Annotated in this window: 28 protein-coding genes; 14 read left to right on the forward strand and 14 right to left on the reverse strand. The window is 40.1% G+C overall.

Annotated features, from left to right (window positions below):
- Positions 1-187: 187 nt before the first annotated feature.
- The 4 genes from EV695_RS00005 to EV695_RS00020 all read right to left on the reverse strand — a co-directional run bounded on the left by EV695_RS00005 (position 188) and on the right by EV695_RS00020 (position 3429).
- Positions 188-964: an MBL fold metallo-hydrolase gene (locus EV695_RS00005; protein WP_207906904.1), complete on the reverse strand. Its 777-nt coding sequence runs from the start codon at positions 962-964 to the stop codon at positions 188-190.
- Positions 965-1020: 56 nt separating this feature from the next.
- A complete protein-coding gene (locus EV695_RS00010; RefSeq protein ID WP_131903825.1) occupies positions 1021-1689 on the reverse strand; it encodes a hypothetical protein in 669 nt (222 codons plus the stop codon).
- A gap of 80 nt (positions 1690-1769) precedes the next feature.
- Entirely contained in the window at positions 1770-2648 is an 879-nt protein-coding gene (gene dapA / locus EV695_RS00015; RefSeq protein ID WP_131903827.1) for a 4-hydroxy-tetrahydrodipicolinate synthase, read from the reverse strand.
- A gap of 211 nt (positions 2649-2859) precedes the next feature.
- Positions 2860-3429 carry a DNA-3-methyladenine glycosylase I gene (locus EV695_RS00020; protein WP_131903829.1) on the reverse strand — a complete coding sequence of 190 codons (570 nt, stop codon included), beginning with the start codon at positions 3427-3429 and terminating at the stop codon, positions 2860-2862.
- 175 nt (positions 3430-3604) lie between these two features.
- Between EV695_RS00020 and EV695_RS00025 the strand changes: the two genes are divergently transcribed.
- From EV695_RS00025 to EV695_RS00035, 3 genes are all read left to right on the forward strand, one after another.
- Entirely contained in the window at positions 3605-4651 is a 1047-nt protein-coding gene (locus EV695_RS00025) for a 3-deoxy-7-phosphoheptulonate synthase (RefSeq protein ID WP_131903831.1), read from the forward strand.
- 90 nt (positions 4652-4741) lie between these two features.
- Positions 4742-5344 carry a histidine phosphatase family protein gene (locus tag EV695_RS00030; RefSeq protein WP_131903832.1) on the forward strand — a complete coding sequence of 201 codons (603 nt, stop codon included), beginning with the start codon at positions 4742-4744 and terminating at the stop codon, positions 5342-5344.
- A gap of 24 nt (positions 5345-5368) precedes the next feature.
- The gene (locus EV695_RS00035; RefSeq protein ID WP_131903833.1) at positions 5369-6250 is read left to right on the forward strand and encodes a TIGR01459 family HAD-type hydrolase; all 882 of its coding nucleotides are present in this window, start codon (positions 5369-5371) and stop codon (positions 6248-6250) included.
- A 72-nt stretch (positions 6251-6322) separates the two neighbouring features.
- Here the strand turns inward: EV695_RS00035 and phnE (EV695_RS00040) are convergent, their stop codons facing one another.
- The 4 genes from phnE (EV695_RS00040) to phnD all read right to left on the reverse strand — a co-directional run bounded on the left by phnE (EV695_RS00040) (position 6323) and on the right by phnD (position 9912).
- Complete coding sequence (gene phnE / locus EV695_RS00040; protein WP_131903834.1) at positions 6323-7138, reverse strand: phosphonate ABC transporter, permease protein PhnE; 816 nt, start codon at positions 7136-7138, stop codon at positions 6323-6325.
- A gap of 15 nt (positions 7139-7153) precedes the next feature.
- Entirely contained in the window at positions 7154-7957 is an 804-nt protein-coding gene (phnE, locus tag EV695_RS00045) for a phosphonate ABC transporter, permease protein PhnE (RefSeq protein WP_131903835.1), read from the reverse strand.
- Entirely contained in the window at positions 7954-8817 is an 864-nt protein-coding gene (gene phnC, locus EV695_RS00050) for a phosphonate ABC transporter ATP-binding protein (RefSeq protein ID WP_131903836.1), read from the reverse strand. The genes phnE (EV695_RS00045) and phnC overlap by 4 nt, the downstream gene beginning before the upstream one ends.
- Before the next feature lie 93 nt (positions 8818-8910).
- Positions 8911-9912, reverse strand: a complete 1002-nt coding sequence (phnD, locus tag EV695_RS00055; protein ID WP_131903837.1) for a phosphate/phosphite/phosphonate ABC transporter substrate-binding protein — start codon at positions 9910-9912, stop codon at positions 8911-8913.
- 285 nt (positions 9913-10197) lie between these two features.
- Between phnD and bcp the strand changes: the two genes are divergently transcribed.
- From bcp to EV695_RS00075, 4 genes are all read left to right on the forward strand, one after another.
- Positions 10198-10683, forward strand: coding sequence for a thioredoxin-dependent thiol peroxidase (bcp, locus tag EV695_RS00060; RefSeq protein ID WP_131903838.1), 486 nt, complete (start codon positions 10198-10200; stop codon positions 10681-10683).
- Entirely contained in the window at positions 10680-11066 is a 387-nt protein-coding gene (locus EV695_RS00065) for an OsmC family protein (RefSeq protein ID WP_131903839.1), read from the forward strand. Before bcp ends, EV695_RS00065 begins: the two co-directional genes overlap by 4 nt.
- Positions 11067-11265: 199 nt before the next feature.
- Positions 11266-11781, forward strand: a complete 516-nt coding sequence (locus EV695_RS00070) for a glycine cleavage system transcriptional repressor (protein ID WP_131903840.1) — start codon at positions 11266-11268, stop codon at positions 11779-11781.
- A 171-nt stretch (positions 11782-11952) separates the two neighbouring features.
- Positions 11953-12585 (forward strand): hypothetical protein, encoded by a 633-nt coding sequence (locus EV695_RS00075; RefSeq protein WP_131903841.1) that lies wholly within the window; start codon positions 11953-11955, stop codon positions 12583-12585.
- A 184-nt stretch (positions 12586-12769) separates the two neighbouring features.
- Here the strand turns inward: EV695_RS00075 and EV695_RS00080 are convergent, their stop codons facing one another.
- Positions 12770-13810: a porin gene (locus EV695_RS00080; RefSeq protein WP_131903843.1), complete on the reverse strand. Its 1041-nt coding sequence runs from the start codon at positions 13808-13810 to the stop codon at positions 12770-12772.
- A 132-nt stretch (positions 13811-13942) separates the two neighbouring features.
- On the reverse strand, positions 13943-15112 hold the full coding sequence (locus EV695_RS00085; RefSeq protein WP_165874580.1) for a lytic murein transglycosylase: 1170 nt from the start codon (positions 15110-15112) through the stop codon (positions 13943-13945).
- A gap of 908 nt (positions 15113-16020) precedes the next feature.
- Between EV695_RS00085 and EV695_RS00090 the strand changes: the two genes are divergently transcribed.
- From EV695_RS00090 to EV695_RS00100, 3 genes are all read left to right on the forward strand, one after another.
- Positions 16021-16233, forward strand: a complete 213-nt coding sequence (locus tag EV695_RS00090; RefSeq protein ID WP_131903847.1) for a hypothetical protein — start codon at positions 16021-16023, stop codon at positions 16231-16233.
- Positions 16234-16293: 60 nt separating this feature from the next.
- Complete coding sequence (locus EV695_RS00095; protein ID WP_131903849.1) at positions 16294-16500, forward strand: hypothetical protein; 207 nt, start codon at positions 16294-16296, stop codon at positions 16498-16500.
- Between the two features lie 62 nt (positions 16501-16562).
- Positions 16563-16769: a hypothetical protein gene (locus EV695_RS00100; protein WP_131903851.1), complete on the forward strand. Its 207-nt coding sequence runs from the start codon at positions 16563-16565 to the stop codon at positions 16767-16769.
- A gap of 208 nt (positions 16770-16977) precedes the next feature.
- On the opposite strand, the gene EV695_RS00105 is transcribed toward EV695_RS00100, so the two are convergent.
- Positions 16978-17616, reverse strand: a complete 639-nt coding sequence (locus EV695_RS00105; protein WP_131903853.1) for an LPS-assembly lipoprotein LptE — start codon at positions 17614-17616, stop codon at positions 16978-16980.
- A 9-nt stretch (positions 17617-17625) separates the two neighbouring features.
- On the reverse strand, positions 17626-20247 hold the full coding sequence (gene leuS / locus EV695_RS00110) for a leucine--tRNA ligase (protein WP_131903855.1): 2622 nt from the start codon (positions 20245-20247) through the stop codon (positions 17626-17628).
- A 304-nt stretch (positions 20248-20551) separates the two neighbouring features.
- Between leuS and EV695_RS00115 the strand changes: the two genes are divergently transcribed.
- The 3 genes from EV695_RS00115 (at position 20552) to EV695_RS00125 (ending at position 22910) form a co-directional block, all read left to right on the forward strand.
- Positions 20552-21568, forward strand: coding sequence for a class 1 fructose-bisphosphatase (locus EV695_RS00115; protein ID WP_131903858.1), 1017 nt, complete (start codon positions 20552-20554; stop codon positions 21566-21568).
- 182 nt (positions 21569-21750) lie between these two features.
- Positions 21751-22158 carry a hypothetical protein gene (locus EV695_RS00120; protein WP_131903860.1) on the forward strand — a complete coding sequence of 136 codons (408 nt, stop codon included), beginning with the start codon at positions 21751-21753 and terminating at the stop codon, positions 22156-22158.
- A 191-nt stretch (positions 22159-22349) separates the two neighbouring features.
- Positions 22350-22910, forward strand: a complete 561-nt coding sequence (locus EV695_RS00125) for a cytochrome b (RefSeq protein ID WP_131903862.1) — start codon at positions 22350-22352, stop codon at positions 22908-22910.
- Between the two features lie 78 nt (positions 22911-22988).
- Here EV695_RS00125 and EV695_RS00130 read toward each other — a convergent pair whose 3' ends face one another.
- Positions 22989-23642 carry a class I SAM-dependent methyltransferase gene (locus EV695_RS00130; RefSeq protein WP_131903864.1) on the reverse strand — a complete coding sequence of 218 codons (654 nt, stop codon included), beginning with the start codon at positions 23640-23642 and terminating at the stop codon, positions 22989-22991.
- Between the two features lie 251 nt (positions 23643-23893).
- On the opposite strand from EV695_RS00130, the gene EV695_RS00135 reads away from it, so the two are divergent.
- Positions 23894-24478: a peroxiredoxin family protein gene (locus EV695_RS00135; protein WP_131903866.1), complete on the forward strand. Its 585-nt coding sequence runs from the start codon at positions 23894-23896 to the stop codon at positions 24476-24478.
- A 14-nt stretch (positions 24479-24492) separates the two neighbouring features.
- Here the strand turns inward: EV695_RS00135 and recJ are convergent, their stop codons facing one another.
- Positions 24493-26253 carry a single-stranded-DNA-specific exonuclease RecJ gene (gene recJ, locus EV695_RS00140; protein ID WP_131903868.1) on the reverse strand — a complete coding sequence of 587 codons (1761 nt, stop codon included), beginning with the start codon at positions 26251-26253 and terminating at the stop codon, positions 24493-24495.

Genomic DNA, 26253 nt, shown 5'->3' on the forward strand with positions numbered 1-26253 from the left:
ATTTTCAAGTAATCAACATTTATTTAATGTTTTTTACTCAACAATTCAAACAAAATTCCCAACAAATCAAAACACTTTACAGCGACCTAATCTGTAAGAGCGGCGCATTATAGGCACATCCATTTTTGAGTCAATAACTAATTCACTATTAATTCAAATTAAATGAACACAAGGGTAATTTTGCTTTTTAACCAAGCTCGCGCCAGGCAAAACCATCTACCTGCGAAGCCAATGAAACCGCCCCTGCTTCGCAATTCAAACCATCGCAAAGCGCTTCGATTGCATAGTCCTCTGTATTATTCTTTTCGCTCACATGCATACCAATAATATGCTTGAGCTTATCTACTTTGAGACTCTGCAATAACTGGACTGACTGTTTATTATCAAGATGCCCTCTATTACCTGAAACCCTTTGTTTTAATTTTTGCGGATAAGCACCATTGTGCAACATATGACTATCGTAATTGCATTCGAGTAACAAACCATCGACATTATCTAGTTGCTCAATGACATGTGGCGTAATACTACCAAGGTCAGTGGCGATACCTAACTTAGAAACACCGTCGGAGAAAACAAACTGGCAAGGCTCCCTCGCATCATGCGGCACGGGAAATGGATGAAGAAAGATATCGTCGATCTCGAAGTCTTCATGCGAATTAATGAAATGAGTTTCGGGGAAATCAGTGTCTTTGGAATTATCCCAGGTACCATGAGTCAACCAAACAGGGATTTTATATTTGCGAGCCAATCTTCCAACGCCAATTATGTGATCGGAATGCTCATGCGTAATAACAATGGCGGTGATGGATTCTGCGGTACGATCCAGTTTCGCCAACCTGCTTTCTACTTCTTTCGTGGAGAAACCACAATCAAGCAGAATTCGAGTATCCGACTCTTTTACACCAGACTCAATGAGAGTTGCATTACCCTTACTGCCACTTCCGAGCGATGCAAAACGAATCATTCTATTTTAATTAAACCTGGCGATTAGAGTCTGGATATCAAAGAGGAAAATTCCTCTTATTTATTAAATTCTTTATTCAGTAGCGATATTATTTGAGCGTGCTGCGCGGTGGTTAAAACAGTACCTTCAGTTTTAGCTATACGCACCAGCGGAATACCCTGAGCATTAATAACAGATACTCGATAATTACCACCCTTCACCAAAGCAGGGGCATTACCTTGATAACGGACATTCATTTCACCGGTTGCCAGCATTTTATTTACTACTTTAAACTGCATTCTTTCGAGAATAATCTCTGTTAATAACAAAGCTCTTTCATACTTGTCATTAATCTGAAGATAAGAATCGTTACCCTGCTTCTTGATGGTAGAAAAACTTGCAGAACGCGGCTTTGCTACTGCAGCAGTTGTTTGCGCTGGAACAGTTGATGTATTGGTATAGGTCGGCGTCGTCGTTACACTATTTAATGAGGAAGCGGTTACCGTTCCCGTTGGCAAGTCAAACGCTCTATCAAATTCAGGAGCAGTTAAATCAGGTGGAAATTCCAAATCCTTTACCGACTTATTATTTTCATGACGCGCTACTGCTTTCTTACCTGTAACTAGACTAGTAACTTTATCAGCGGCACTATTAATAGTACTACAAGCGGTTATGCCAGAAATAACAAATAACAATAACGCAAATTTAATAACGTTGTTAATCATGCCAAAGTGTAATTTACTCATCGATTCCTCATTATAAAACTATTCTGTCAGACACGCTCTTGTCGAACAATACGCTTAACAAACACTGTTTAAACTAAAAATTAAATTTCTATACCAGCTGCGGCAGCTGCTGCCGTAACTTCTGGGTAAAACTCTTCAGAAAGTGGCACAAGCGGTAAACGCATCGTATTACTTCCATAGCCCATTTTGTGCATTAACCACTTTACTGGAATTGGATTAGCTTCTACAAAAAGCTTGGTATGAAGTGGAATTAACTTATTGTTAATCTCTTCTGCCGCTTTACGATCACCTGCCAACGCTGCTTTACACATTTGATGCATTAATGCAGGCGCCACATTAGCCGTAACTGAAATATCACCTTTACCACCGGCAAGAATCAGTTCCATGGCAGTGCCATCATCACCACTGATTACATCGATTCTATCGCCACAACGTTTGATGATTTCTTTAGCACGATCCAGATCCCCCGTTGCTTCTTTAATAGCAACAATATTTGAAATATCAGATAAACGCTCTACCGTCTCAGGCAGCATATCGACAGAAGTACGGCCAGGTACATTGTATAACAACTGAGGAATCGCAACTTTTTCTGCGATAAGTTTATGATGCTGAAACAAACCTTCTTGAGGAGGCTTATTGTAATAAGGAGTAACCAGTAAAACCGCATCCGCGCCATCTTCTTTAGCAGCTTTGGTTAACTCAAGTGCTTCAACGGTACTATTAGAACCCGTACCAGCGATAACCGGAATTTTACCCGCAACCAAGGCAATGATCATTTTCACAGCCGCACGGTGCTCTTCATGTGAGAACGTTGCAGATTCTGCTGTTGTACCCATTGCCACAATAGCATCCGTTCCTGCATCTAGATGAAAACCGACCAAGGCTTCTAATGCAGACTTATCTAAATCACCTGTTGCTGTCATCGGCGTAGCCAGAGCAACCATACTTCCCTGAAACATCTTAAATACTCTTCTCGTTAATTGAATGCAAAGTCATTGACTGACCTCAAAAAAAGTCGAACCAAAATAGCTGAACAAAAAAACCACATTCAAAATAGTGTTCTGTTTATCGCATGCAGTCTAATGCGCCATTAATCGAAACACAAGCGCAAAGCTCACTTGAAATTCTCAAGCTAGGCTTATATCTGATCGCATAAACCTCATCACAAACTTAACTATTTTTGTTATAGCAAAAACAATCGGTAACGTGATCATTCACCATGCCCGATGCCTGCATATAGGCATAGCAAATTGTGGTGCCGATAAACTTAAACCCCCTCTTCTTTAAATCTTTACTCATGGCATCGGATAACGCTGTGCTAGACGGCACTTCGCTCATATCTTTCCATTTATTAACCAATGGTTTGCCATCTACAAATTGCCAGATATAGGCATCAAAACTACCAAACTCTTTTTGCACTTCGATAACGCGGTTTGCGTTATTAACAGTGGCATTGACTTTAAGCTTGTTTCTTACGATTCCCGGGTTGTCTAAAAGTTCAGCGATTTTTGCTTCATCATAATTAGATACCGTTTCAATATGGAAGTTATCAAATGCAGCCTTATAGTTCTCGCGCTTATTCAAAATTGTGACCCAGCTCAAACCGGCTTGCGCACTTTCCAGATTTAAAAACTCAAAGAGTAATTGATCATCGTGAACAGGCACTCCCCATTCATTATCATGATAATCTTTTTCTAATTGGCTACCTTGAGCCCAACCGCAGCGGTTTTTATCGTTCAAGAGCAGATTCCTCTATTTTTGAATTCATTGCGTTTATTTTAGGCCACCCCCACCTTTCGGGCACTTTTTTATGTAATTAATTAGGTTTTAAATACGAGATAACTGCTTTTATCTATATCTATGTTAAATTACGCTCAAAATTCGACTCAACACACATACAGATAAGATAATAGTTATGCCTACAAATACAGAAAACCTTAATATTGAATCCACCGAGATACTACTAACGCCTGCTGAAATTAAAGAGCAAATTCCTCTTTCTGCAGAACTGCAAGACTCCATCACCCAACACCGTAAAACTCTTGAGAACATTCTCGATGGAAAAGACGATCGTTTATTTGTCGTGGTTGGTCCGTGCTCTATTCATGACCCTAAAGCTGCCATTGATTATGCGAATAGACTTAAAAAACTCGCAGATGAAGTATCGGATAGTATCTTTCTTGTAATGCGTGTGTATTTTGAAAAACCTCGTACAACCACAGGCTGGAAAGGCTTGATCAACGATCCTCATTTAGATGGAACCTTTGATATCAAAACCGGGCTAATCCAAGCGCGTGAATTAATGATTGAACTGGCTGAAATTGGTTTACCCATTGCTACCGAAGCTTTAGATCCTATTAGCCCTCAATACCTCGCTGATTTGATTAGCTGGAGTGCAATCGGAGCACGCACCACAGAATCTCAGACACACAGAGAAATGGCCAGCGGATTATCATGCCCGGTCGGCTTCAAAAATGGCACCGATGGCAGCTTAAAGGTTGCGACCGATGCATTGCAGGCCGTTACCAGTCCACATAGTTTTCTAGGCATTAATCGTCAAGGTCAAGTTGCGATTGTTCGCACTAAAGGAAATTCTTACGGGCATATCGTATTGCGTGGTGGTGGCGGCAAGCCTAACTATGATTTAGAGGTCATTAAAGACTGCGAAGAAAAATTAGCAGCGTTAAATCTACCTAAGAACTTAGTGATTGATTGTAGCCATGAAAACTCTAATAAAGACCCAGCCAATCAAGCGACAGTTTTTAATTACTGTATTGATCAACGACTCAACGGTCATTCATCAATAGTCGGCATGATGATTGAGAGCAACATCAATTGGGGCAACCAAAAGATGCAGGAAGATCTTTCTCAATTAGAATACGGTGTTTCGATTACGGATGCCTGTATCGACTGGGATACCACTGAAACATTAATTCGTAATGCCGCTAAAGCGTTTAAATAAAACGATCAAGAAATAGCACTTTGATAAAAAAGTGCCTATAAGTAGGGGGGGGGGGTGTCTTTACTCCCCTACTCTTAAATACAATATCGAATGAATCACCTAACTACTTTAAATACACTCAATAATCAGTACTTTGCTTTGCGCCACGGTGAAAGTATCGCAAACCAGAAAGATCTGATTGTAAGCTCGCCTGAAAATGGCATTAAGGATTACGGTCTGAGCGAAACAGGACAAAAACAAATTCGAGACAGTATTGAAGCATTCAACACACTCAATAATAAAACCAGAATTATCAGCTCAGATTTTTTACGCACAGCTGAATCCGCACAGATTGCACATCAACTACTTCAAGCAGAAGACGAAATTCAATTTTCCCCATTATTGAGAGAGCGTTTTTTCGGTGATCATGAATTAAAAGACAATAGCTTCTACCAGAACGTCTGGGACATGGATTTGCAAGATTCAGCGCATAATAACAACAATGTAGAAAGTGCTGATGCGGTATTAGAAAGAACCACCTCATTTATCGCTACCTTAGAAACAAACTTCAAAGATGAAGTGTTTTTACTGGTTTCTCACGGCGATGCTTTGCAGATATTACAAACTGCTTTTAGTAAAGTTCCGGCATCCACTCACCGATCACTGACTCATTTACAAACCGCTGAGATAAGAGAACTGGTTTTACAAAACTAAACCCGTACATTACTCCCTACCCTCATGACTCAAAAGATCAACAATCTGCAAACACTTTCGAAACACTATGATGTGTTTTTAATTGATGCCTGGGGAGTTTTGCATGATGGTGGTACGGTGTTTACTAGTGCTATCAATTGCCTTAAGTCACTTAAAAAAAATGGAAAAACCATAGTCATTCTCTCTAATGCTGCCAGAAGAACGGATACGTTTAATCACGAACTTCTAAAGGCTGGCATCGACAACAGTTGTTATGATTTCAGTTTAAGTTCTGGCGAGTTAGTTTGGCAAAATTTAAAACTGCCAAAAGACACTGGGCTAACCAACAGTTATGAAATCTCAGGCAATCGTTGCTTTTACCTTGGGCCATCCAGAAGCATGGGATTGTTAGATGACCTTGACCTGGAGTTAGTCAGTGATATAGATAACGCAGATTTTATTTTAAATACGGGCGTTGAAGGCAACCAAACTGATGCAAGTTCACACAAGTCTCTATTGCTCAAGGCAGCCCAAAAACAGCTAACGATGATTTGCGCAAACCCCGACCTTGTGGCAATCCGCAAAGGAGTGCTTGGCATATCCGCAGGTGCTATCGCCAAATTCTACGAAACACTCGGCGGTATTGTTCATTACACGGGCAAACCCTATTCTCAGATTTACGATGTATGTTTCGACAAATTAGGTGAAACACCCAAAAGCAGAATATTAATGATCGGCGATGGTTTACAAACCGATATTAAAGGTGCCAATGATTTTGGTATCGATTCTCTGTTTATAAAAGAAGGCATCTATTCCCATCAAATAGAACAACAAAAGCACGAAAGTAGCGAAGACAATATTTTAAAAACGCTATTTACACATGAAGGCGCACAACCCACCTACTACATGAACCATTTAAGTTATTAGAAAATACTAACTAAAAAAGTGCCTGAAAGGTAGGGGGTGCCTTAAAGCTTTTTTGCCTTAAAGCAAATACCATCAAATAATTGCTAAACGTACTTTTGATGAAACCCACTCACTAATTAAAACCGCAATCAATATCATTATTAGAATTACCGTAACTTGTGGCCACGCCAATATATTTAAGGATGATTGAAGGTATAAACCGATACCGCCCGCGCCAACTAAACCAAGAATGGTAGATTCACGAATATTGATATCCCAACGAAACACACTTAAACCCGCAAACGCAGGCATGATTTGTGGCACGATGCCATAAGCAATCACTTGTAGCTTACTCGCACCCGTTGCCTGAATCGCCTCTACCTGAGTGGTGTCAATCTCTTCAATTGCTTCATAAAGCAGCTTCGCGACAAAGCCAATGGAGCGAATCGCAATCGCTAAGGTACCTGCAAAAATTCCCGGACCGATAATAGAAACCAATAACAGCGCCCAAACTAATGAGTTAATCGAACGCGTAGATACGATAATTAACAGCGCAAATGGACGTAAAAACTTCCTACTCGGCGTAGTGTTGTTTGCCGCCAGGAATGCCACTGGCACCCCCATGATAATGGCCAGAAGCGTACCTAGTGTTGCGATATTGATCGTATCCCACATTGGCTTCCATAATTCAGAGAGGTATTCCCAGCGCGGTGGCCAGGCTCTACCGCCAATATCGGCGGCAATTCTTGGCGCATCAAACACGAAAAACCAGGTTGTCGCATCGGAAATGATTTTCCAGCAGAACATAAATATCGCGACACCCACAAACCACATCGCCCAGATTTTTAATTGCTTAGCACGGTCTCGGCGTTGCCAGACTTTTAATTCGCCTTTGCTAATTACTGGCATTTTTTATTCCCCATGCTATTGCACCTTTGCTCGAATAAAGCTTGAGACATATTCAAGCACTAACACTATCGCAATAATCATAATGATAATTGCTGCAGCGGTATCAAACTCATAGCGATCAAACGCCGTATTGAGCGTTGCCCCTACGCCACCCGCGCCCACCAGACCTAAAATAGACGAACTCCTGAAATTGATATCAACACGATAAATAGATAAACCGATCAGGCGCGGCATCACCTGTGGTTGTATCGCGTAATTAATCCATTGCCACCAACCAGAACCGGTTGACTTAACGGCTTCTGCCTGTGGTTTGCTGATATTTTCAATATCTTCAGCGAGTAGTTTTGCGATAAAGCCAATGGTTGAAAATGCCAAAGTGATAAAACCAGCCAGTGGACCAAAACCAAAAATAGCCACCATCAAAATCGCCACAATAATTTCGTGCAACGCTCTGGCAACCGCAATAATGCCACGACAGAAAAGATACACTGGTTTCGGCGCAAGATTACTCGCCGCGCCGAGCGCAATCGGTATCGCTAATATAATCCCCACCACTGTTGAGGTCACTGTAATGACAATGCTTTCCCAAATGCCTGCGGATATATCTTTCCAGCGCGTGACAAAATCGGGGTTACTGAATGCTTTGATAAATTCCCAGCCGCGATCTAAACCTTCGTATACACGTGCCCAATTAACCTCGTAAGAAAAAAACGCAGCGATAAAATATACGATGACGAATAACAGCAACCCATAACGCAACTTCGTATCTTTGATTAATGGAGGACGTTTCCATGTTCTTGAGGGTGAAGCCGTGCTCATGGAGCACTCACTGCTTCGGTGATATCTTTAGCGACTTTATCCGTATTCTTTGCCGAATCAATACCATCTTCATTTATGTCATCATCAATGTCATCGCTTACTTCATCAATGGTTGCTTCCCAATCTTCTTCACCATATATTTGGGTCAACACATCTGGGGTTAAACCTTCAGGCGGGCCATCGAATACGATTTCACCCAATTGCAAGCCAACAATTCTTTCTACATACATTTGTGCCAAGGCAACATCGTGAATATTAACGATGGTTGAAAGATTCCTCTCTTTACATAATTCAGCGATGAGTCGCATGATTTGACGAGATGTTTTTGGATCAAGTGACGCTGTAGGCTCGTCGATCAATAAAACCTCAGGATCCTGAATCAAAGCTCGGGCTATGCCGACGCGTTGCTTTTGACCGCCAGATAATTCGTCGGCACGTTTATCCACCATGTGATCTAGCCCTACCCGCTCCAGTAAACGAAAGGCTTCATCAACATCTGATTGAGGGTATTTACGCAGAAAACTTTTCCAGAATCCGACATAACCCAATCGACCCGAGAGTACGTTTTCCATAATAGTAAGCCGATCGACCAGCGCATATTCCTGAAAGATCATACCCATCTTACGGCGTTCTTTACGCAAGCCACCTGCAGAAAGTGTTGTTACATCCACATCATTTAAAATAACTTTGCCCGTAGTAGGCTCAACCAAGCGATTCACACAACGAATCAAGGTACTTTTTCCTGCACCGGAAGGACCAATCAAACCCACAATTTGGCCATCAGGTATTTCTAAATTAACGCCTTTAAGCGCATCATCACCGGTCTTATAACTCTTTCCTAGATTTTGTAGCTGGAGCATTTATGTTCCTTTATTTCACTGTAAATTTTCATCACATAAACAAAAGAGCTTCTTTAAGATAAAAGAAGCTCTTCGATAAAAAAACAAGATTGTTTATTTACACGCGTAAGAAACTTCGTTGGCAGAATCGATGGTACGAATAACTGACCAATGCTCTTTGTAAGTGATTGGAATGAATTTGGCTTCGCCATTTTTAGAAAACTCAACTTTCAGTGAGCTAGGCGTGCCATCAGCATTATCCCAAGGGAACGTTTCAAATGTTTTCACGATATTCGCTGCCAATTCAGGCTTGAGATTGTAAGCATAACCATAACTGGTCGTTGGGAACGTTTGTGATTTGTAAATTGTCTTGAGTTGATCTTCCTTTACCACGTCTCTTTTCAACATACGTTTTTTAACAGAGTTCGCAATCGACGCTGCTGGGTAGTCTTTATTCGCAACACCCAATATTGAATTATCATGCTTACCTGAATAAGCAGGAGTAAAGTCACGATCTGCAATCATATTAAATTCTTTTTTAAGTAACGCCGATGGAGCTTTGAAACCAGAGTTTGACGTAGGAGAAGTAAACGCCAGTGTTTTGCCTTTGATATCTTCAACCTTTTCGATGCCGCTACCCGGATGGGTGATTATTTCCATCTCATAACCGAAACTGCCATCAGCCCCTGCCATGATTGTGAATGGGTGATAACCAGAACAGTTAACCGCAAGAGGATTTGAGCCTGTATTAAAACCAGCTATATGTAATCGACCTGAACGCATCGCTTCTATTTGAGCTGCATTTGATTGCACAGGGAAGAACACAACTTTTTTGCCAGTGGTTTTTTCCATATAAGCAAGAAAGTCAGCCCATGCTTCTTTGTATACAGCAGGATCTTCTACTGGGGTGTAGGCAAAAATTAATGTGTCTGGGTCAAGCCATTTGGATGAGTCTGTTGGAGCATCTGCCACCAAATCACCATCTCTATCGCAAAAACGTTCATCTAAATCACCATGTGGACAGTCTTCTGCCATTGCTGAAGAAGCCATAAAAATAGAAGCGGCGAGTGTTGTAAACAAAGCGGACAAAGTTTTAGAAAACAAAGATTTCTTCATAATAATTATTCCATGAATGAGTGAGTATTTTGAATAAGGAGGAGTTAGCGGGATCGATTTCCTTAAACACTTGTTAATTTATAGAACAAAAATATGACAAGTGCATGAATTAGCGTATTAATTTTTTTATTCAAGCATTTAAAGAGTCTTAGGAGACATAAAAACGCAAATTAACGCTAAGGGAATTATGCATTTTATTTAAAGCATGGTTAAAATACTCTTTTATAGTTTCACTTATAAATCATTTCTAAGTAACTTCTAAAACTTATTCAAACAGGAATTATCATGACTGAAAAAACATCGTCGTTAGTCGTCGGGGAAGCAGTCCCAGACTTTGAAGCACCAGCCACTTCGGATCTACACTTCAAGTTATCGGATTACAAAGGTAAATCGAATCTGGTTATTTATTTCTACCCTAAAGACAGCACTCCGGGCTGTACCACTGAAGGTCAGGATTTCCGTGATTTATATGACACGTTTAAATCACATGACACTGAAATTTTTGGTGTTTCTAAAGACAGCATGAAACGCCACGATAATTTTAAAGCGAAGCAAGCATTTCCTTTTGAATTAATCTCTGATATCGATACTAACGTATGTGAGCACTTTGGTGTTTGGCAACTAAAGAAGACTTTTGGCAAAGAATATATGGGTATTGTGCGAAGCACTTTTCTGATCGATAAAGAAGGTGTGCTAAGACAACACTGGGATAAAGTAAAAGTAAAAGGACACGCAGATGAAGTACTCGCTGTCGTTAAAGAACTTGCATGATTATTCAGGTTTTAGGGCAAACGGAGCTTAGATTATCGCGTTTTGATGAAGATGGACTGGATATTCAGTTAGAAAATAAAGTCCCTCGATATAGTGCTCTAGCGATGTTTGTTACCGCATTAGGGCGCTGTACTTTTGCCGTATTAGATCATTATGCTTTACGCATGGATGTTCCTATTGAAAACATTGTCACTCATTTAGAATGGGATTATCACAGCGATCCTACGCGCTTTAAAACCATCACCATGAAAATATACTGGCCGGAACTCCCTGAAAAAAGAGTCGCATCCGTTGAGCGCGCTTCACATAAATGCGCCATCTCGAATACTATTAAAGATTGCGTAGATATCAATGTATCTGTCTTCAATAAAAGTGATGCGTAATTGATCATTTTTCGCTGTGTTATAGATACTTTGACACCCCCCTACTTACAGGCCTTTTTTATTCAACGCCTGTAAGTAGGAGCATCTGCATCTAATTATATTTACTATCTATGCGTTATATCAGGCAAAACCAAAAACTTTGTGATAACGTCCGATTAAAAATAACCACTACGTTTCACATTTATTGCAAGGAGAAAACATGCAGGTTTCACTAATCATAACCATCCTCGGACCAGACAAACCTGGCTTGGTAACAGCGCTTTCCGAAACCATTAATAAATTCGGCGCTAGCTGGACTGAGAGCCGTATGGCTCATCTTGCGGGCAAATTCGCTGGTCTGCTTCAGATTTCTCTACCAACTGAAAATCTTGAACCATTGACTCAAGCTATCAATGCACTTGAAACAGATACCTTCAAAATTCATATTGAACAGGCCAATAGTGACGTAAACAAACCAGAAAAAATACTTAAGCTTGAGTTATTAGGCCAGGATCGTCCTGGAATAATTCATGACATTACACAGCAACTAGCTAAGCTGGAAGTCAATATTGAAGAACTGGAAAGTCACATCAGAGAAGCCAGCATGTCAGGAGAAATCTTATTCTGTGCTGAGTTAACGTTAGGCCTACCGGCTAATATTTCCACGAATGAGGTTCAGGATATCCTGGAAGAAATGTCCGATCAGTTTATGATCGACATAAACTTCAATGCCTAATCACTCGGGTCAATATCACAACCAGCAGTGACATGAGCAGGACACGAACAAGACAAGAGCGAAACAAGAGTAGGACAAGAGTAAAAAGACAGAATGGAACTTTATCGTTTATACTCCTGACTAATTCGAAAAAGTTTAAGTTGTAAGATTAAAAACATATATGGAGCACCTATGAAACCTTTGTTTCACACAAAGTTAAGCACTAAAACCACAGCAGCATTGCTAGCCGTTTTCTCATTATTCTTTAGCACCGAACTACTAGCCAGTGGTTGTAGCAAAGCTGATATTGAATTCTATTTACAAAAAGGTTTTACACACGAGCAGGTCACTAAATTATGCTCAATTCCTACTGCAGCACCTGCTGCTGCACCTTATCAAGGACAGCCACAACAAGGTTCTCCTGAATCTGTTGATCAGGCTTACTTAGCTGCAGCGCTTGATGCTAACAACGTAACCATTAACCAAAACCGGTTAAGTTACACAAGCAAAGAGTGCGTAGAATACGGACCACCTAATAATACCGACCTGATTGAAGAAGCGTGTGCAAATACAACCGTTACCGTTAATTTTGCTGGCTTAAAAATCAGAAAGATCTCTAATGGTTTTTTCCTTATCAAAGACGCTCAATTCCTGGTTGAAGGCGACTTAAAAAGAGAGTTTCTGAATCTAAACAAAGTAAGACGACAAGATAAATCTGAAGTTGTGCGTCTTCTACCAACTAACCCTAAGCGCGTTAATATTCCTATTCGAAGAGGCATTGACCCAGAAGAAGTCGCACAAAGAATTCGAAAATATATACGCTAATAGAATAGTCACTATTTCTTGAACAATAAAAAAGCACTCTATTGAGTGCTTTTTTATTGTTCTTTTTATTGTGCTTTAATATATTCCTAAATATGTTACTTAATATTTTTGTTATGGTTTTTAATCTTGTATTTCAAAATACTCTGATTCTGGACTAAGCCTAAGCACACTTAAAATAAAGAACTTAGAACTTATAACGTACCCCTAAAGAAACGCCATCGGCATCCCCTGAAGTCGTTGAATAAACACCAGAACCATGATCTGCACCACCCAAACGATAACCTTCTGTTACGCGTGCAAACTGTGCATATACATCAGTTTTCTTGGCTATACGATAGTCATAACCAATCGCTAATAAGTCTGGATCATTGCTAGTACCACTTACATCACGTGAGTAGTACTGACCTTTAATTTTTCCTTTGCCGATTCGATAAGCCGCACCCACACCAAATACAGTAGCATCGGCAATTCCCGTCTCTTTGGTTTCATTGTTTTCATTCTGATAAAAACCAACAACTGTGAAAGGGCCTTTCTGATATCTTGTCATTAATCGTATCGCGTTGGGCTCGGCATTAACATTGTCCAGATCTTGCCTTTCGTAGGCAGCACCTACTCTGAAATCACCTATTATATAAATTCCATTAGCGCTAAATACTGAACTATCAGCGGCATCACCAATATCACTGGAGTACGCAACCGTGCCTTGAAATCCATCAAGTCTAGGCGTTTGATAAACGACAATTCTATCTGCACGAAGGTCCCATTGTGACGGGTTTGTCAGATTACGATTTTGCCCCAATTGTGAATGCCAAAATAAATCTGCTTTAGCGCCCAGTGTTTTAAAAGGCGTATCGTAGCGACCTACGATAACTGCGCCGAATTTACCCGCTAGCCCTATGACCTGATTTCTATTTTCTATCAAATCCTTGTTACTATTCACCAGACCTTCAGCGGTTGATTCGACGCCACGGTCACTTTGAAAACCTACTTCAAAATTGTAAATGAAATTGAGATTCTTGTTTACATTCTGTAAACCTTTTACCCCCAATACGCTGCTATTTAAAGATAAGGTATCTGCATTGGAAACTGCCGACGAATCTGCATCAAGCTTATCAAAAGAAGCATGCAATTCACCGTATATTTTTGTCGCACCCATTACCGGAGTACTAGCTATAACCGGAGCACAAACCGACGCCGCGATTGTTATCGCGTGTAGTTTTCTCATTCGATTCTCCCTCGATCTCTCACATCTATTATGTCGTTTTATGCCTTATTACTGGCCGTTTTCTGTTACCACACTCAACGGTGTGTTTCATTTTTTGCGCTATTTTAGCCTATGCTTATTGATTATACTGCTTTATTTAATCGGCAATGGTTTTTGACCACTGGATAATTGCCTCAATAATCTCAGTAAGTGCATATTAGCATAGCCATCTCCGGCATAACCTTGCTCAACTTGCCATGCCCTGATGGCTTCTCTGGTTTTAATCCCGATCTTGCCATCTGCCAGTCCTGGACTATAGCCTTCCAGATTCAAACGCATCTGAATTTCTTCAACTTCATAGCGACTCAGTGCTTTGTCGTTTACTGGCCAAGATGCCTGAATTTTTTCACCTGTAGCTAATAGTCGACTTAATTGCGCCACCGCTAACGCATAACTGGAAGAATTATTATATCGCTTAATCACTTCAAAGTTATGCGTGACCAAAAACTTAGGGCCAAACTGCCCAGCAGGAATGAATAGCGAGGCCTGTCTTAACGGATACGGAAAATCTTTGCCATTTATTTGAGTTACATTCAAATCTTGCCATTGCTCGAACCTAAGCTCGTATGATGCACTATTCAAACGCCAATCAAACTTGCTAGGAATTGTGACTTCTACCCCCCAGCTTTCATCTTTTCTCCAACCAGCTTCTGCAAGAAAATGTGCAATTGAACCAATAACATCAGGCACTGTTTGCCACAAGTCAATGATGCCGTCGGCGTTTTGATCCACTGCGTACTTTAGATAGGAACTAGGCATAAACTGCGGCTGCCCCATCGCACCTGCCCAGGAACCCACTAGATCTTTCGTATGAATTTTGAAACTTTGCACTATTTTAAGGCTAATCAGCAGTTCTTTTCGCGCAAACTCCGTCCGCTTTTTAGAGACGCTTGCATAAGCCAGAGTCGCCAAGGATCGAATTACATTTTTATTGCCGTAATTGCGCCCAAAATCACTTTCCAGCGCCCAGATCGCAAGAATAATTTCTCGTTGAACACCGTACTTGTCTTCTACTAAATCAAATAAGGCATCGTATTTTTTCATCAAACTTCTGCCCTTCTTAATTCGGTGATCAGAAGTAGCGTTATTGAGGTAATCCCAGATACTACGAGTGAATTCAGGCTGACTATTATCAAGCTTAATAACATCAGGATCGAGCTTGAGCCCAGCTAAGGAGCGTTCTAAAAAACTGGCTTTAATTCCCTGTTCGAGTGCCTCAGTTTTGAACTCTTGTTTCCACTTCTCAAAGTTAACATCAGCCATTGCCATTTTTGTTGTAACTGACGTTACAGCAATTGAAATAGCAAAAAGAATTACGTACTTGTAAAAAATAGTCTTAACAACAGCCCCCAAATTTTTTATTAACTATCTGCATACTATTACTTTAAGTAAATAATGTGAAAACACCGAAAAATCATTCTTATAGCATAGTTTCTTCCAGTTATTAGTAGGATAGTCCAAATCCAGATAAAAATGAGGTTTAGATACTTCTTTAGCCACCCCCCTACTTTGGGGCACTTTTTTTATTAGTGATTTTTCATATGACGTTTTACCTGGATATTTTTTTCTTGTTAAAGGACTTATGCAGGAAATAACATAATTTGTATGACTCATAGTGTTTTTCCAGACTTTTCACTTCAGATATAGTGACTCTATCTCTATTTCGCTCTTTATTTAAGCAGTCTTAGAATCAAGAAAAAGCACCAAACATTTGGTCGATAAACATTAAATAATTTTAATGTTTTCTTTTCACTAAAATATCCCAGATAAAAAACACTCATTTAAAATAAAAATAAAATATTAATAATCAATAACTTAATAAAATAAAAACAGAACCTATAAAAAAATATTTACATTCATTTATAAAACCAAACAACTCAAAAATAGAATATTTTTCGCAAATAATGAATCCAAAAAAAATATCACCGCGTTATTAAAGCCATGACACAGACAGTAACAGTTGTCTAAAAACCAAACTAAGGAACATTAACTATTATATAGAAAATGCGAATTATGAATAAATAAAAACGGTATTTTAATATTTTTTAAAGACAATATAATGATTTCATCAACTCGACGGAGACAAGAAAAAAGTCTGAGATTGAGATTATATTTGCAGAATTTTCTGCTTTATTAAATACCAGATAGATTAACTTAAAAGGATATAAATTATGAAAACTCAAACTAAAGCAATCATCGCAGGATCAATTTTAACAGCACTTTTTGCATGTCAATCAGCGTATGCTGGTCAAGATTCTGATCAAACAGTTTACGCAGAACTTACAGCAAATACAGTCGTGACTGATACTTCATCAACGGACAAAGTAAGTTACGACGCACCTACTGTTGATAGCCAGTACGATGTAGTTAGCGGTAGAAAATAAACAATCAACTTTTCAAAAAATAAACTAAATATTGATACCAAAAAATTAAAGGATATTAACATGAACACTAAAGCAATCATCGCAGGAACATTACTTACAGCATTATTTGCGGGTCAATCTGCAATTGCAGGTCAAGATAAAGATCAAACTGTTTACGCAGAATTAGAGGCAAAGACAGTAGTTAGCAACACATCATCTTCTGACAAAGTACGTTATGACGCACCTACATCTGATACACAGTACGATGTAGTAAGTGGCAGAAAATAAACCCAAACAAACTTTCAATAAATTACGAATATTTATTCAAACAAAATTTAAGGACATTAAACATGAACACTAAAGCAATCATCACAGCAACTCTATTTTCAGCTCTTTTTGCAGGTCAAACTGCTTTTGCTGGACAAGACAAAGATCAAACTGTTTTCGCAGAATTAGAAGCAAAGACAGTAGTTAGCAACGCATCATCTTCTGACAAAGTACGCTATGACGCGCCTACAGTTGATACTCAATACGATGTTGTAAGCGGCAGAAAGTAAGTTTTAAACTAAAGACTCTCTCTCCTTCTTAAAACCCCTGTTTGTTGATTCAAGCAGGGGTTTTTTCGTATCTGGCGTATTGATTTAATTTCACAGGGTAGACTTTCACCCAGACCGTTACTTACAACTGGCATATTGACACGAATAGGTAATCAGGAATTTTGGTAAATCTGGTATAAGCAGAGCAAAGACTGCTCAAGAATAGTATTTATTTTGCATACTGTAGTTGCAATAAAATCAAACGGGAAGCTTCTTGATACAGCTTCTTTTTCACGAGCTTTTCTTCTTCTGCTTTGCCCAAGGCGTAATCTGAGTCATACAGGTAAGACTTGTCGATATTGATTCGACGTATGGGTAACTTCTTTTCTTTTGTTTTTGTACTTTTAGATACGGTACTTTTAGATGCTGAGCCTTTAGATTTTTTACTTTTAATGGCTTTGCCATCAACAATGGCTACCTCATAATTGAATTTGAGGTATAACAAATATTCTCTGACTTCCAGATCACTATCATAAGCAACAACGCGTTTATCCAGCTTATAATTTTTAAAACGAATAATGCTTTTAGTTGAAGAGCTATCTTCACCCTCTGTTATAAGGTTCCCACCAGCATTTTCTAACGCCTCTTCAAACACCTCTGGAAAGTCACTATCAACAGGTAATCCTTCTAATGCTATATTTTGATACTGAATGGGTAAATCTACATTATTGCGTAGATGAAAACCATTACCGCTACACCCTTGCAACATAGACGCAAGTAACAACGATGAAGCAAGCATAACGAAAAACGCCATCCGCTTTTTCTTAAAGAGAAAGTCAGATGGCGTTTTAAGGAATGAAGTATTCATAGTTTCTGACTAGTTAGCCACAATGTTAATTAATCGGCCTTTAACCACGATTACTTTACGTACTGTAAGATCTTCGAGAAAACCTTTAACGTTCTCATTTTCCATTGCTAAGGCTTTTATATCAGCTTCATCGGCATCCACAGCAACATCAACCTTGCCACGTAATTTACCGTTGATTTGAATCATCATCTGAATTTTGCTTTGCTCCAGAGCAGCTTCATCCATTTCTGGCCATGACTCGTCCATCAATACGCTTTCTTTGCCCAGGATTTCCCATAGCTTTTGACAAGCATGAGGCATAATGGGTGCAAGCATCAAGACGATTAACTCGAGTGTTTCTTGTCTAACTGCACGACCCTGATCACTGTCTTCATGGAATTTGAATAGATCATTCAGCAATTCCATATTCGCAGCAATCGCCGTATTGAAAGTGAAACGACGCGACATATCATCCGTTACTTTTTGCAAGGTATTGTATGTCTTGCGACGCATTTCCTGTTGAACGTCAGTTAAATCATCAGTGTCCAAATCAGTTAATGGGCGGTTTTCTAAATGCACATACACCTGACGCCACAAACGCTTAATAAAACGATTAGCGCCTTCAACACCAGTGTCTGACCATTCCATACTCTGATCGGGAGGAGATGCGAACATCGAGAACACACGTAAGGTATCAGCACCGAATTTTTCGATGAGCTCCTGTGGATCTACACCGTTATTCTTCGACTTCGACATTTTACTCATGCCAGAAGAAACCGCTTCACGACCTTGATCGTCTTTATAACCGAGTATTTTACCTTTCGAGTTACGTTCGATTTCGATGTCTTTTGGCGCGATCCATTCCTGACCGCCACTCTCACCTTCTACATAATAAGTATCCGCAAGTACCATGCCTTGGGTTAACAAATTAGTAAATGGCTCATCGCATTCCACCAAACCTTCATCACGCATTAACTTATTAAAGAAACGCGCGTATAAAAGATGAAGCACTGCATGCTCGATACCACCTACGTATTGATCAACAGGTAACCAGTAATCCGCACGCTCATCCAGCATCGATTTATCATTATCTGGTCCGGTATATCTTGCGTAATACCATGATGACTCAAAGAAGGTATCAAATGTATCCGTTTCACGAGTCGCACCTTTGCCACAACTAGGGCAACGCGTATCATAAAACTCTGGCATATTTTTAATTGGTGATGCACCACTTTCATCGAAAACGATGTCAGTCGGTAACTCCACGGGCAAATCTTCATCTGGTACGGGAACAGCACCACAATCATCACAGTAGATAATGGGAATCGGACAACCCCAATAACGTTGACGAGAAACACCCCAGTCACGTAAACGGTAATTGACGGTTTTGCGCCCTTTTTTCTCTTCTTGTAAGAAGTCTGCGATTGCGTCTGAAGCTTCTTCTGAAGTCAAACCATCGAATTGATCTGAATTAATCAGCACACCCTTTTCAGTGAATGCCCCTTCATCAATATTCAGATTACTCGCTACTGTCTCATTTTCAGAGGTTATTACCTGAGTGATAGGTAGTTTGTAGGCTTTAGCAAATTCCCAATCGCGCACATCATGAGCAGGAACAGACATAACTGCGCCCGAGCCATAACTCATCAACACAAAGTTAGCGACCCACACTGGCACGTTTTCACCCGTGATTGGATGAACCGCAAACAAACCAGTATCAATACCCTTCTTTTCCATCGTCGCCATATCGGCTTCGGCGGTTTTCATGTTTTTACATTCTTCGATGAATGCTGCCAACTCAGGGTTTTCTACCGCTGCTCGCTCTGCCAAATGATGTTGAGGAGCAACGGCTAAATAAGTGACTCCCATCAAGGTATCTGGGCGCGTTGTAAATACAGAAATCTTTTCTTCTGTTTTACTTTTGGAGTCTTCCTCTGCATCCGCTAATTCGAATTCAAGTTCCACACCTTTAGAACGACCGATCCAGTTTTCCTGCATCGTGCGAACTTGTTGTGGCCAGTTTTCTAATTGACGAACATCTTCTAAAAGCTCATCGGCATAAGCCGTAATTTTCAAGAACCACTGATCAATTTCGCGTTGCTCGACTAAAGCGCCCGAACGCCAACCGCGACCATCTACGACCTGTTCATTCGCCAGCACTGTATTGTCAACAGGGTCCCAGTTAACTGTTGCCTTCTTGCGATAAACCAGACCTTTTTCCAACAAACGCAGGAAGAACCATTGTTCCCAGCGATAATAATCAGGCTTACAGGTTGCTAGTTCGCGTGACCAGTCGTAGGCAAAACCCATCGTTCTGAGTTGTGCGCCCATTTCTGCGACATTTGCATCCGTCCAGGCAGCTGGTGGTACATTATTTTTGATTGCAGCATTTTCTGCAGGCAAACCAAACGCATCCCAACCCATAGGTTGTAATACATTTTTACCCTGCATACGCTGAAAGCGCGAGATTACATCGCCTATGGTGTAATTTCGCACATGCCCCATGTGTAATTTACCGCTTGGGTAAGGAAACATAGAAAGGCAATAGAATTTTTCTTTATCAGGATCTTCGGTGACTTCGAAGAGTTTTTTATCTTCCCACATTTGCTGTACTGTAGGTTCGATGTCTTTATGGTTGTATTGTTCTTGCATAGATCTACGCGTATTTTTAAAAATGTATCTAAAACCTTTTATCCAAATGACGCGAATAGTTAGGGGAATTGGAGGATACCGAGGATTTTACAAACTCGCTACTTTTTTTACGTGCTTTTCATCCAATAATTAAGCAAAACAAACACCTCAAGCCGACACAGCCTTGTTTCAAGCGCTGTATCGAGCTGATAAGCCAGAAGCGAATAAATAGACCTTTTTAGTAAAATGCATCTTTAATAATAGGTATGTTAACAACTCATGTATTTTGTTAATCTTAGTCATTTATATTTCTAGTGGGTGCGTCATGAAAAAACTTGGAATAACACTGTCATCATTCATCATCGACGAACAGCGAAAACTTGGCAATAAAGCCAGCGGCCAATTTACCGGTTTACTCAATGACATCACTATTGCCTGCAAGAGCATTGCAAACCTTGTCAATCAGGGAGACCTGGCTGGTGTACTCGGTGCCACCAAAAGTGAAAACGCAATGGGCGATGTACAAAAGAAAATGGACTTAATCGCCAACGACCTGTTTATCGACGCGCTAGAAAACAATGGTCATTGCGCAGGTATGGCATCCGAAGAGCTCGATGAGATACTCACCCTTCCAGAAGGAAAGCCACGAGGAAAATATCTGGTTACCTTCGATCCATTAGATGGCTCATCGAATATGGATATCAATATGGATGTTGGTGCGATCTTCTCTGTATTAAGAGCGCCGGCAGATAAAGAAAACCCAACAGCGGAAGATTTCGCCCAACCGGGCACAGAACAAGTCGCAGCTGGTTACTGTTTATACGGACCATCATCCATGATGGTATTAACCACAGGTAACGGCGTAAATGGTTTTACATTGTGTTCATCGATTGGTGAATTCATCCTTACCCATCCGCACATGGAAATCCCTTCTGACACATCAGAGTATGCAATTAATTCATCTAATCAGCGCTTCTGGGAAGCGCCCGTTCAAAAGTACATCGAAGACTGCAATCAAGGCGAAGAAGGCCCACTGGGGAAACGCTATAACATGCGCTGGGTGGCAGCAATGGTTGGCGAGATTCATCGAATTCTCTGTCGTGGTGGCGTTTTTCTTTATCCCATTGACGAACGTAATCGTGAAGTAGGCGGCAAGTTGCGTTTACTTTACGAAGGCAACCCCATGGCAATGATCGTCGAACAAGCTGGGGGAGCTGCAAATACGGGGTACGGCAGAATTATGGAAGTACAACCCAATGGCGACCCGCATCAGCGTGTACCTGTGATTATGGGCTCTAAGAATGAAGTAGAGAAGATTCTAAGTTATCACGCTGCAGATTAATTCAATTTGAATCAAAAAATACTTATAAATAGGGGGAAGGATTTAAAAAAGTCACCCCCCTACTTTTAAGCACTTTTTTATCTTATTTAATATTAATCACTTTTACTTACTCAATAAAAAATAAAGCACCTTAGCGTCGCAATCACACTAGAATGCCGATAAACAAATCATCAAAGACTCAAATGACAAAATCGGCTAAAACAATCATCGTACTTCTCGTTTTAATATTGATTAGTTATGTTGCTGTTTACTTGTATAAACAATTTGAGCATTTAACTACTTTCGATACTCCTCCCATCAAGTTATCCGAAATAAAAGATATTGACCCTGATGCTTCATTAAATATTTTTGTTAGGGAAAAGGACTTCCTTCTTACTTATAGAAATGACGAAGAAACGGTGACGACAACTGAAGAAATTTTAGGCAAATACAATACATTGAAAGAAGCTGACCCAGAGATAACTGTGACGTATGAAGCACAGAAAGATTTAGAGTTTTTACGCGTGATGATTCCTTTTTCTGATCTCAGTGTTATACCTGCAGGAAAAATGAAAGTGATTAATATAAAGCCACCCACAAAAAATAATTAATCCACATTCAAACACCTCTGCAAAAACGAGCTATTCGTAAAATCCCATAAGCAATTAAAATCTATAAGTTACCCTTTCAACTCCCTCTTCAGGAAACGCAACACGCACTTATATGTAAAGTAATGTAAATGTAATTATTCTCTAAACTATTTTGCTCTATTCTTGCGCAAAATTACTAACGAGATATAGATATGCGAGATACATTTGAAAAATTCAGCCCACTTACTGTCGGCTTCCATTGGATAATCGCCGTTGGCATGATTGCGATGCTGGGGTTTGGTCTTTATATCGAAGATCTCCCTAGAGGTCCCGATAAATTTAGTTTGTTGGACCTGCACAAATCATTCGGTATTATTATATTTGTATTGGCAACTGCGCGCATTTTATGGCGCATCAAGAACAAATTCCCTCAACCTTTGAGTGAGATGCCAAACTGGCAGGAATTTTCAGCTAAATTCACCCACTGGTTTTTAATTATTGCTACGGTGATAATGCCAATTTCTGGTGTCATGATGTCTGCAGGTGGTGGGCATGCGATTTCATTTTTTGGATTGGAAGTGATAGCCGCCGGAGATAAAAATGAAACCTTTGCTAATATAGGGCACACCATTCATGGGCTGGGTAGCAAAGTGCTTATATTCTTTATTTTATTGCATTCACTGGGCGCAATTAAACATCAGTTTATGGACAAGGACGGAACGCTATCTAGAATGGTTGGACGTCGCGTAAAACCTGACTCTAAAACTTCATAGATTAAGCCAGTTATAAAAGCATTATGATAATAAAAGCACCATGATAAGAAAGGAGCATTTCAAATATATTTGAAATGCTCATCGTATATAAGTGAGAACCTGTCCCTTGAAAGCCTGCCTTAGCGGGTCAATATATTGCGGTTTGTACTGGCTATGTGAATAGCCGAGTTCGACCATTCTCTTACTGAAAGGTGCGTGATGGCCGCGACCGGGATCAACGATGATCACTTCACACTCAGGTTTACTATGGCGGTGAATAAAGTCTGTCAACAATTTGATGTGTTGCTTTTCATAAAGCAAGTCGGCACCTATTAACACATCAAATTCGCCTAAGGCATGATCATCAGAATTTTCCCAACCGGTTCGCAAAAAAGGAATCTGATTACCATTGTTGAGTTTTACATTGTCGGCCAGATATGAAGCGACTTCCGGGTGGTAGTCCGTAGCCGTTATATCTGCATCACGTGAATTTAATAAAAGGCTTGAAAGAGCCATTCCACAACCAATTTCAAGAATACGCTTACCTTTAATATCGTACTCCATCATTTTTTCAGCAAGTACTTCACTCGATTCCCAAACAACGCCAAATAAGGGCCATTGAGAAGGGGAAATCCCCATTCCTTCGGCTTCACCAAAGCTGTCTAAAAATTGTTGTTTATCACGTAATGATTTGACGTGAATATCTAAAGAACCAAACTCGTAGGTTTGAAAGCGAATGCGAACAGGTTTCATGCGATTATTCCAGAAAATGAGAAAACGCAACTAGCCAATACCGTAAATTTGCTACGCAAAGACACTATAAGCGGATTAAGTGAATAAGACCAGATATCTCATAACACATTCAATAACCTAGTTCTCAGATTGTTCAAAACAGATTTTAACGTGTATTTAAGCTGTTTTTTACTTACGACTTATAACTGCATCTTAAAATAGTAATACGACGTATATAACCTAAGAAATCAACACTAGATAGCATTTAAAATATGAAAGATATTCGTCGAAACGTTATTAAAGCGGGTGCCGCTGCGCTATTACTACCAATACTGCCAACAACTGTATTTGCCGCTAAAAAGCATAATTATGGCATTGCGGGAAAGCTAGCCCCTGAGCTTAAAATTTCTGACTGGATTGATGGATCAGGAAAATCTACCTCTTTCAAACTGGCTGACCATCAGGGCAAGTATGTGTTTATGGAATTTTGGCAGTCATGGTGCCCCGGATGTCATGCACATGGCTTTCCTACATTGAAAAAGATTTCAGACGCGTTTAAAGGTAGCGAACACTTTACCGCTATAGCGATTCAAACCACCTTTGAAGGTCATACGGTAAACACGTCAGATAAAATGCGGGAAATTCAAAAACGCTATGAACTTGATATCGTGTTTGGGCATGATGCAGGAGACCCAAAATCTCATGGACATCCTAAAACCATGATGGATTATCGCTCTGGCGGTACACCATGGGCGGTACTAATCTCACCTGAAGGAAAGGTCTTATTTAATGACTTTCATATAAATGCCGAGGGAGCTATTCAATTATTGGAACAAGAAATTAAAAAGCTGGCTTAGCTACGGCATTTCTTTTATAAAAGTTTCTCAACCATCAATTGCAACGAACAGGTTTCTCTAAACTCGTTCACTTCCAATCGGTACAATAAATGCACTTCATCGCCTTCGGTCGGCCAGCTATTTACATCAATATTAAAGGCTATGGCATCGACGGTTCGACCTTGATTAAAGACACCATCTGAATCGAAACTTATAGGTTTCAATACCATCTTCAGATGTTTTTCTTTGAGTATACGTTTATTCACTATAATGAATTTATTATCAAACGCAGGGGCTGGAAAATGTTGCCCCCACGGCACGGCAAAACGTAACTGATCTGCATGTTTTAACTGAAAATCATCTGCCTCTAATTCACCATCGCTGTAGTGAATTTCTTCGAAAGTCTCATCATCTGCCTGCCTTGCAACGACGTCACAAATAGCTTTCTTGAATCCTTCTAATTTAGATTCGTCGAGTGTGAGACCTGCAGCCATGGCGTGGCCACCAAACTTATCGAGCAAACCCGGATTACCAGAAGCGACCTCATCAAACGTATCTCGAATATGAATGGTGGGAATGGATCTGGCTGAGCCTTTGATGTCGCTATTATCTGGATCATGCTCATCGGCAGGAGCAAAAATCACTGTAGGTCGATGGTATTTTTCTCTAATTCTTGCAGCCAGTATTCCAATCACCCCTTGATGCCACGATGGATTGTAAAGGCAAATCACAGGCGGAATATTTCCGGTTAATTCATCCAGGTCTAATTCTTCCAATGCGGCCAAGGCTTCTGCTTTCATACCGTCTTCTATCGCACGCCGTTCAACGTTTAAATCATCTAAAACTTCAGCTATTTCCATCGCATGATTAGCGTCTTCACTCAATAAACATTCGATACCTAAAGACATATCATCTAAACGACCGGCAGCATTTAATCTTGGGCCACAGGCAAAACCTAAATCTGAACTTACCGCACTACGGATATTGCGTTTGGCAATTCGGAATAACGCCTGAATGCCTTCACAAGCAACACCTCCGCGCATACGACGAAGTCCTTGTTCTACCAAAATTCTATTATTTTGATCTAAAGGAACAACATCAGCAACCGTGCCTAAAGCAACTAGGTCTAATAAGTTAATCAAATCCGGCTTCAGGTGATCATTTTTTATAAAGTATCCCTGTTCAGTCAGCGCTTTTTTCAGGGCTAACATCATGTAAAAAATAACGCCTACACCTGCCAGATTCTTTGATGGAAAATCATCACCTTTTTGATTTGGGTTAATAATGGCTTCTGCATCAGGCGTTTTTTTACCAGGTAAATGATGGTCGGTGATAATGACTTTATTGCCATATTTTTTAGCTTCGGCGACACCTTCGATACTTGAAATACCGTTATCCACGGTAATGATAATATCAGGAGAAAAGCGTTGAGCATCTTTGACAATTTCGGGCGTTAAGCCATAGCCATACTCAAACCGATTAGGCACTAAATAATCAACCTGACCGGGATAACCTAGAATCTTAAAAGCTTTAACCGCAACAGCAGTAGCTGTTGCACCATCTGCATCAAAATCACCGACTATCAGAATATTCTGTTTTTGCTCAAAGGCATCTACAAGTATTTTAACAGCGGGATCAATTCCTAATAACGATGAAATGGGGTGTAGCTGCTTGAGTTCAATACTCAGTTCGCTTTCAGAGTCTATGCCACGTTTAGAAAGCACTCGGGTTAGTAAGTCAGAACCTAAACCTTCCCCAGAAATTTTTCCGCTACTCTCTCTCTGTACTAATTTCAT

Origin of the sequence: Cocleimonas flava, from assembly GCF_004339015.1 — a bacterium.
Classification (GTDB): Bacteria; Pseudomonadota; Gammaproteobacteria; order Thiotrichales; family Thiotrichaceae; genus Cocleimonas; species Cocleimonas flava.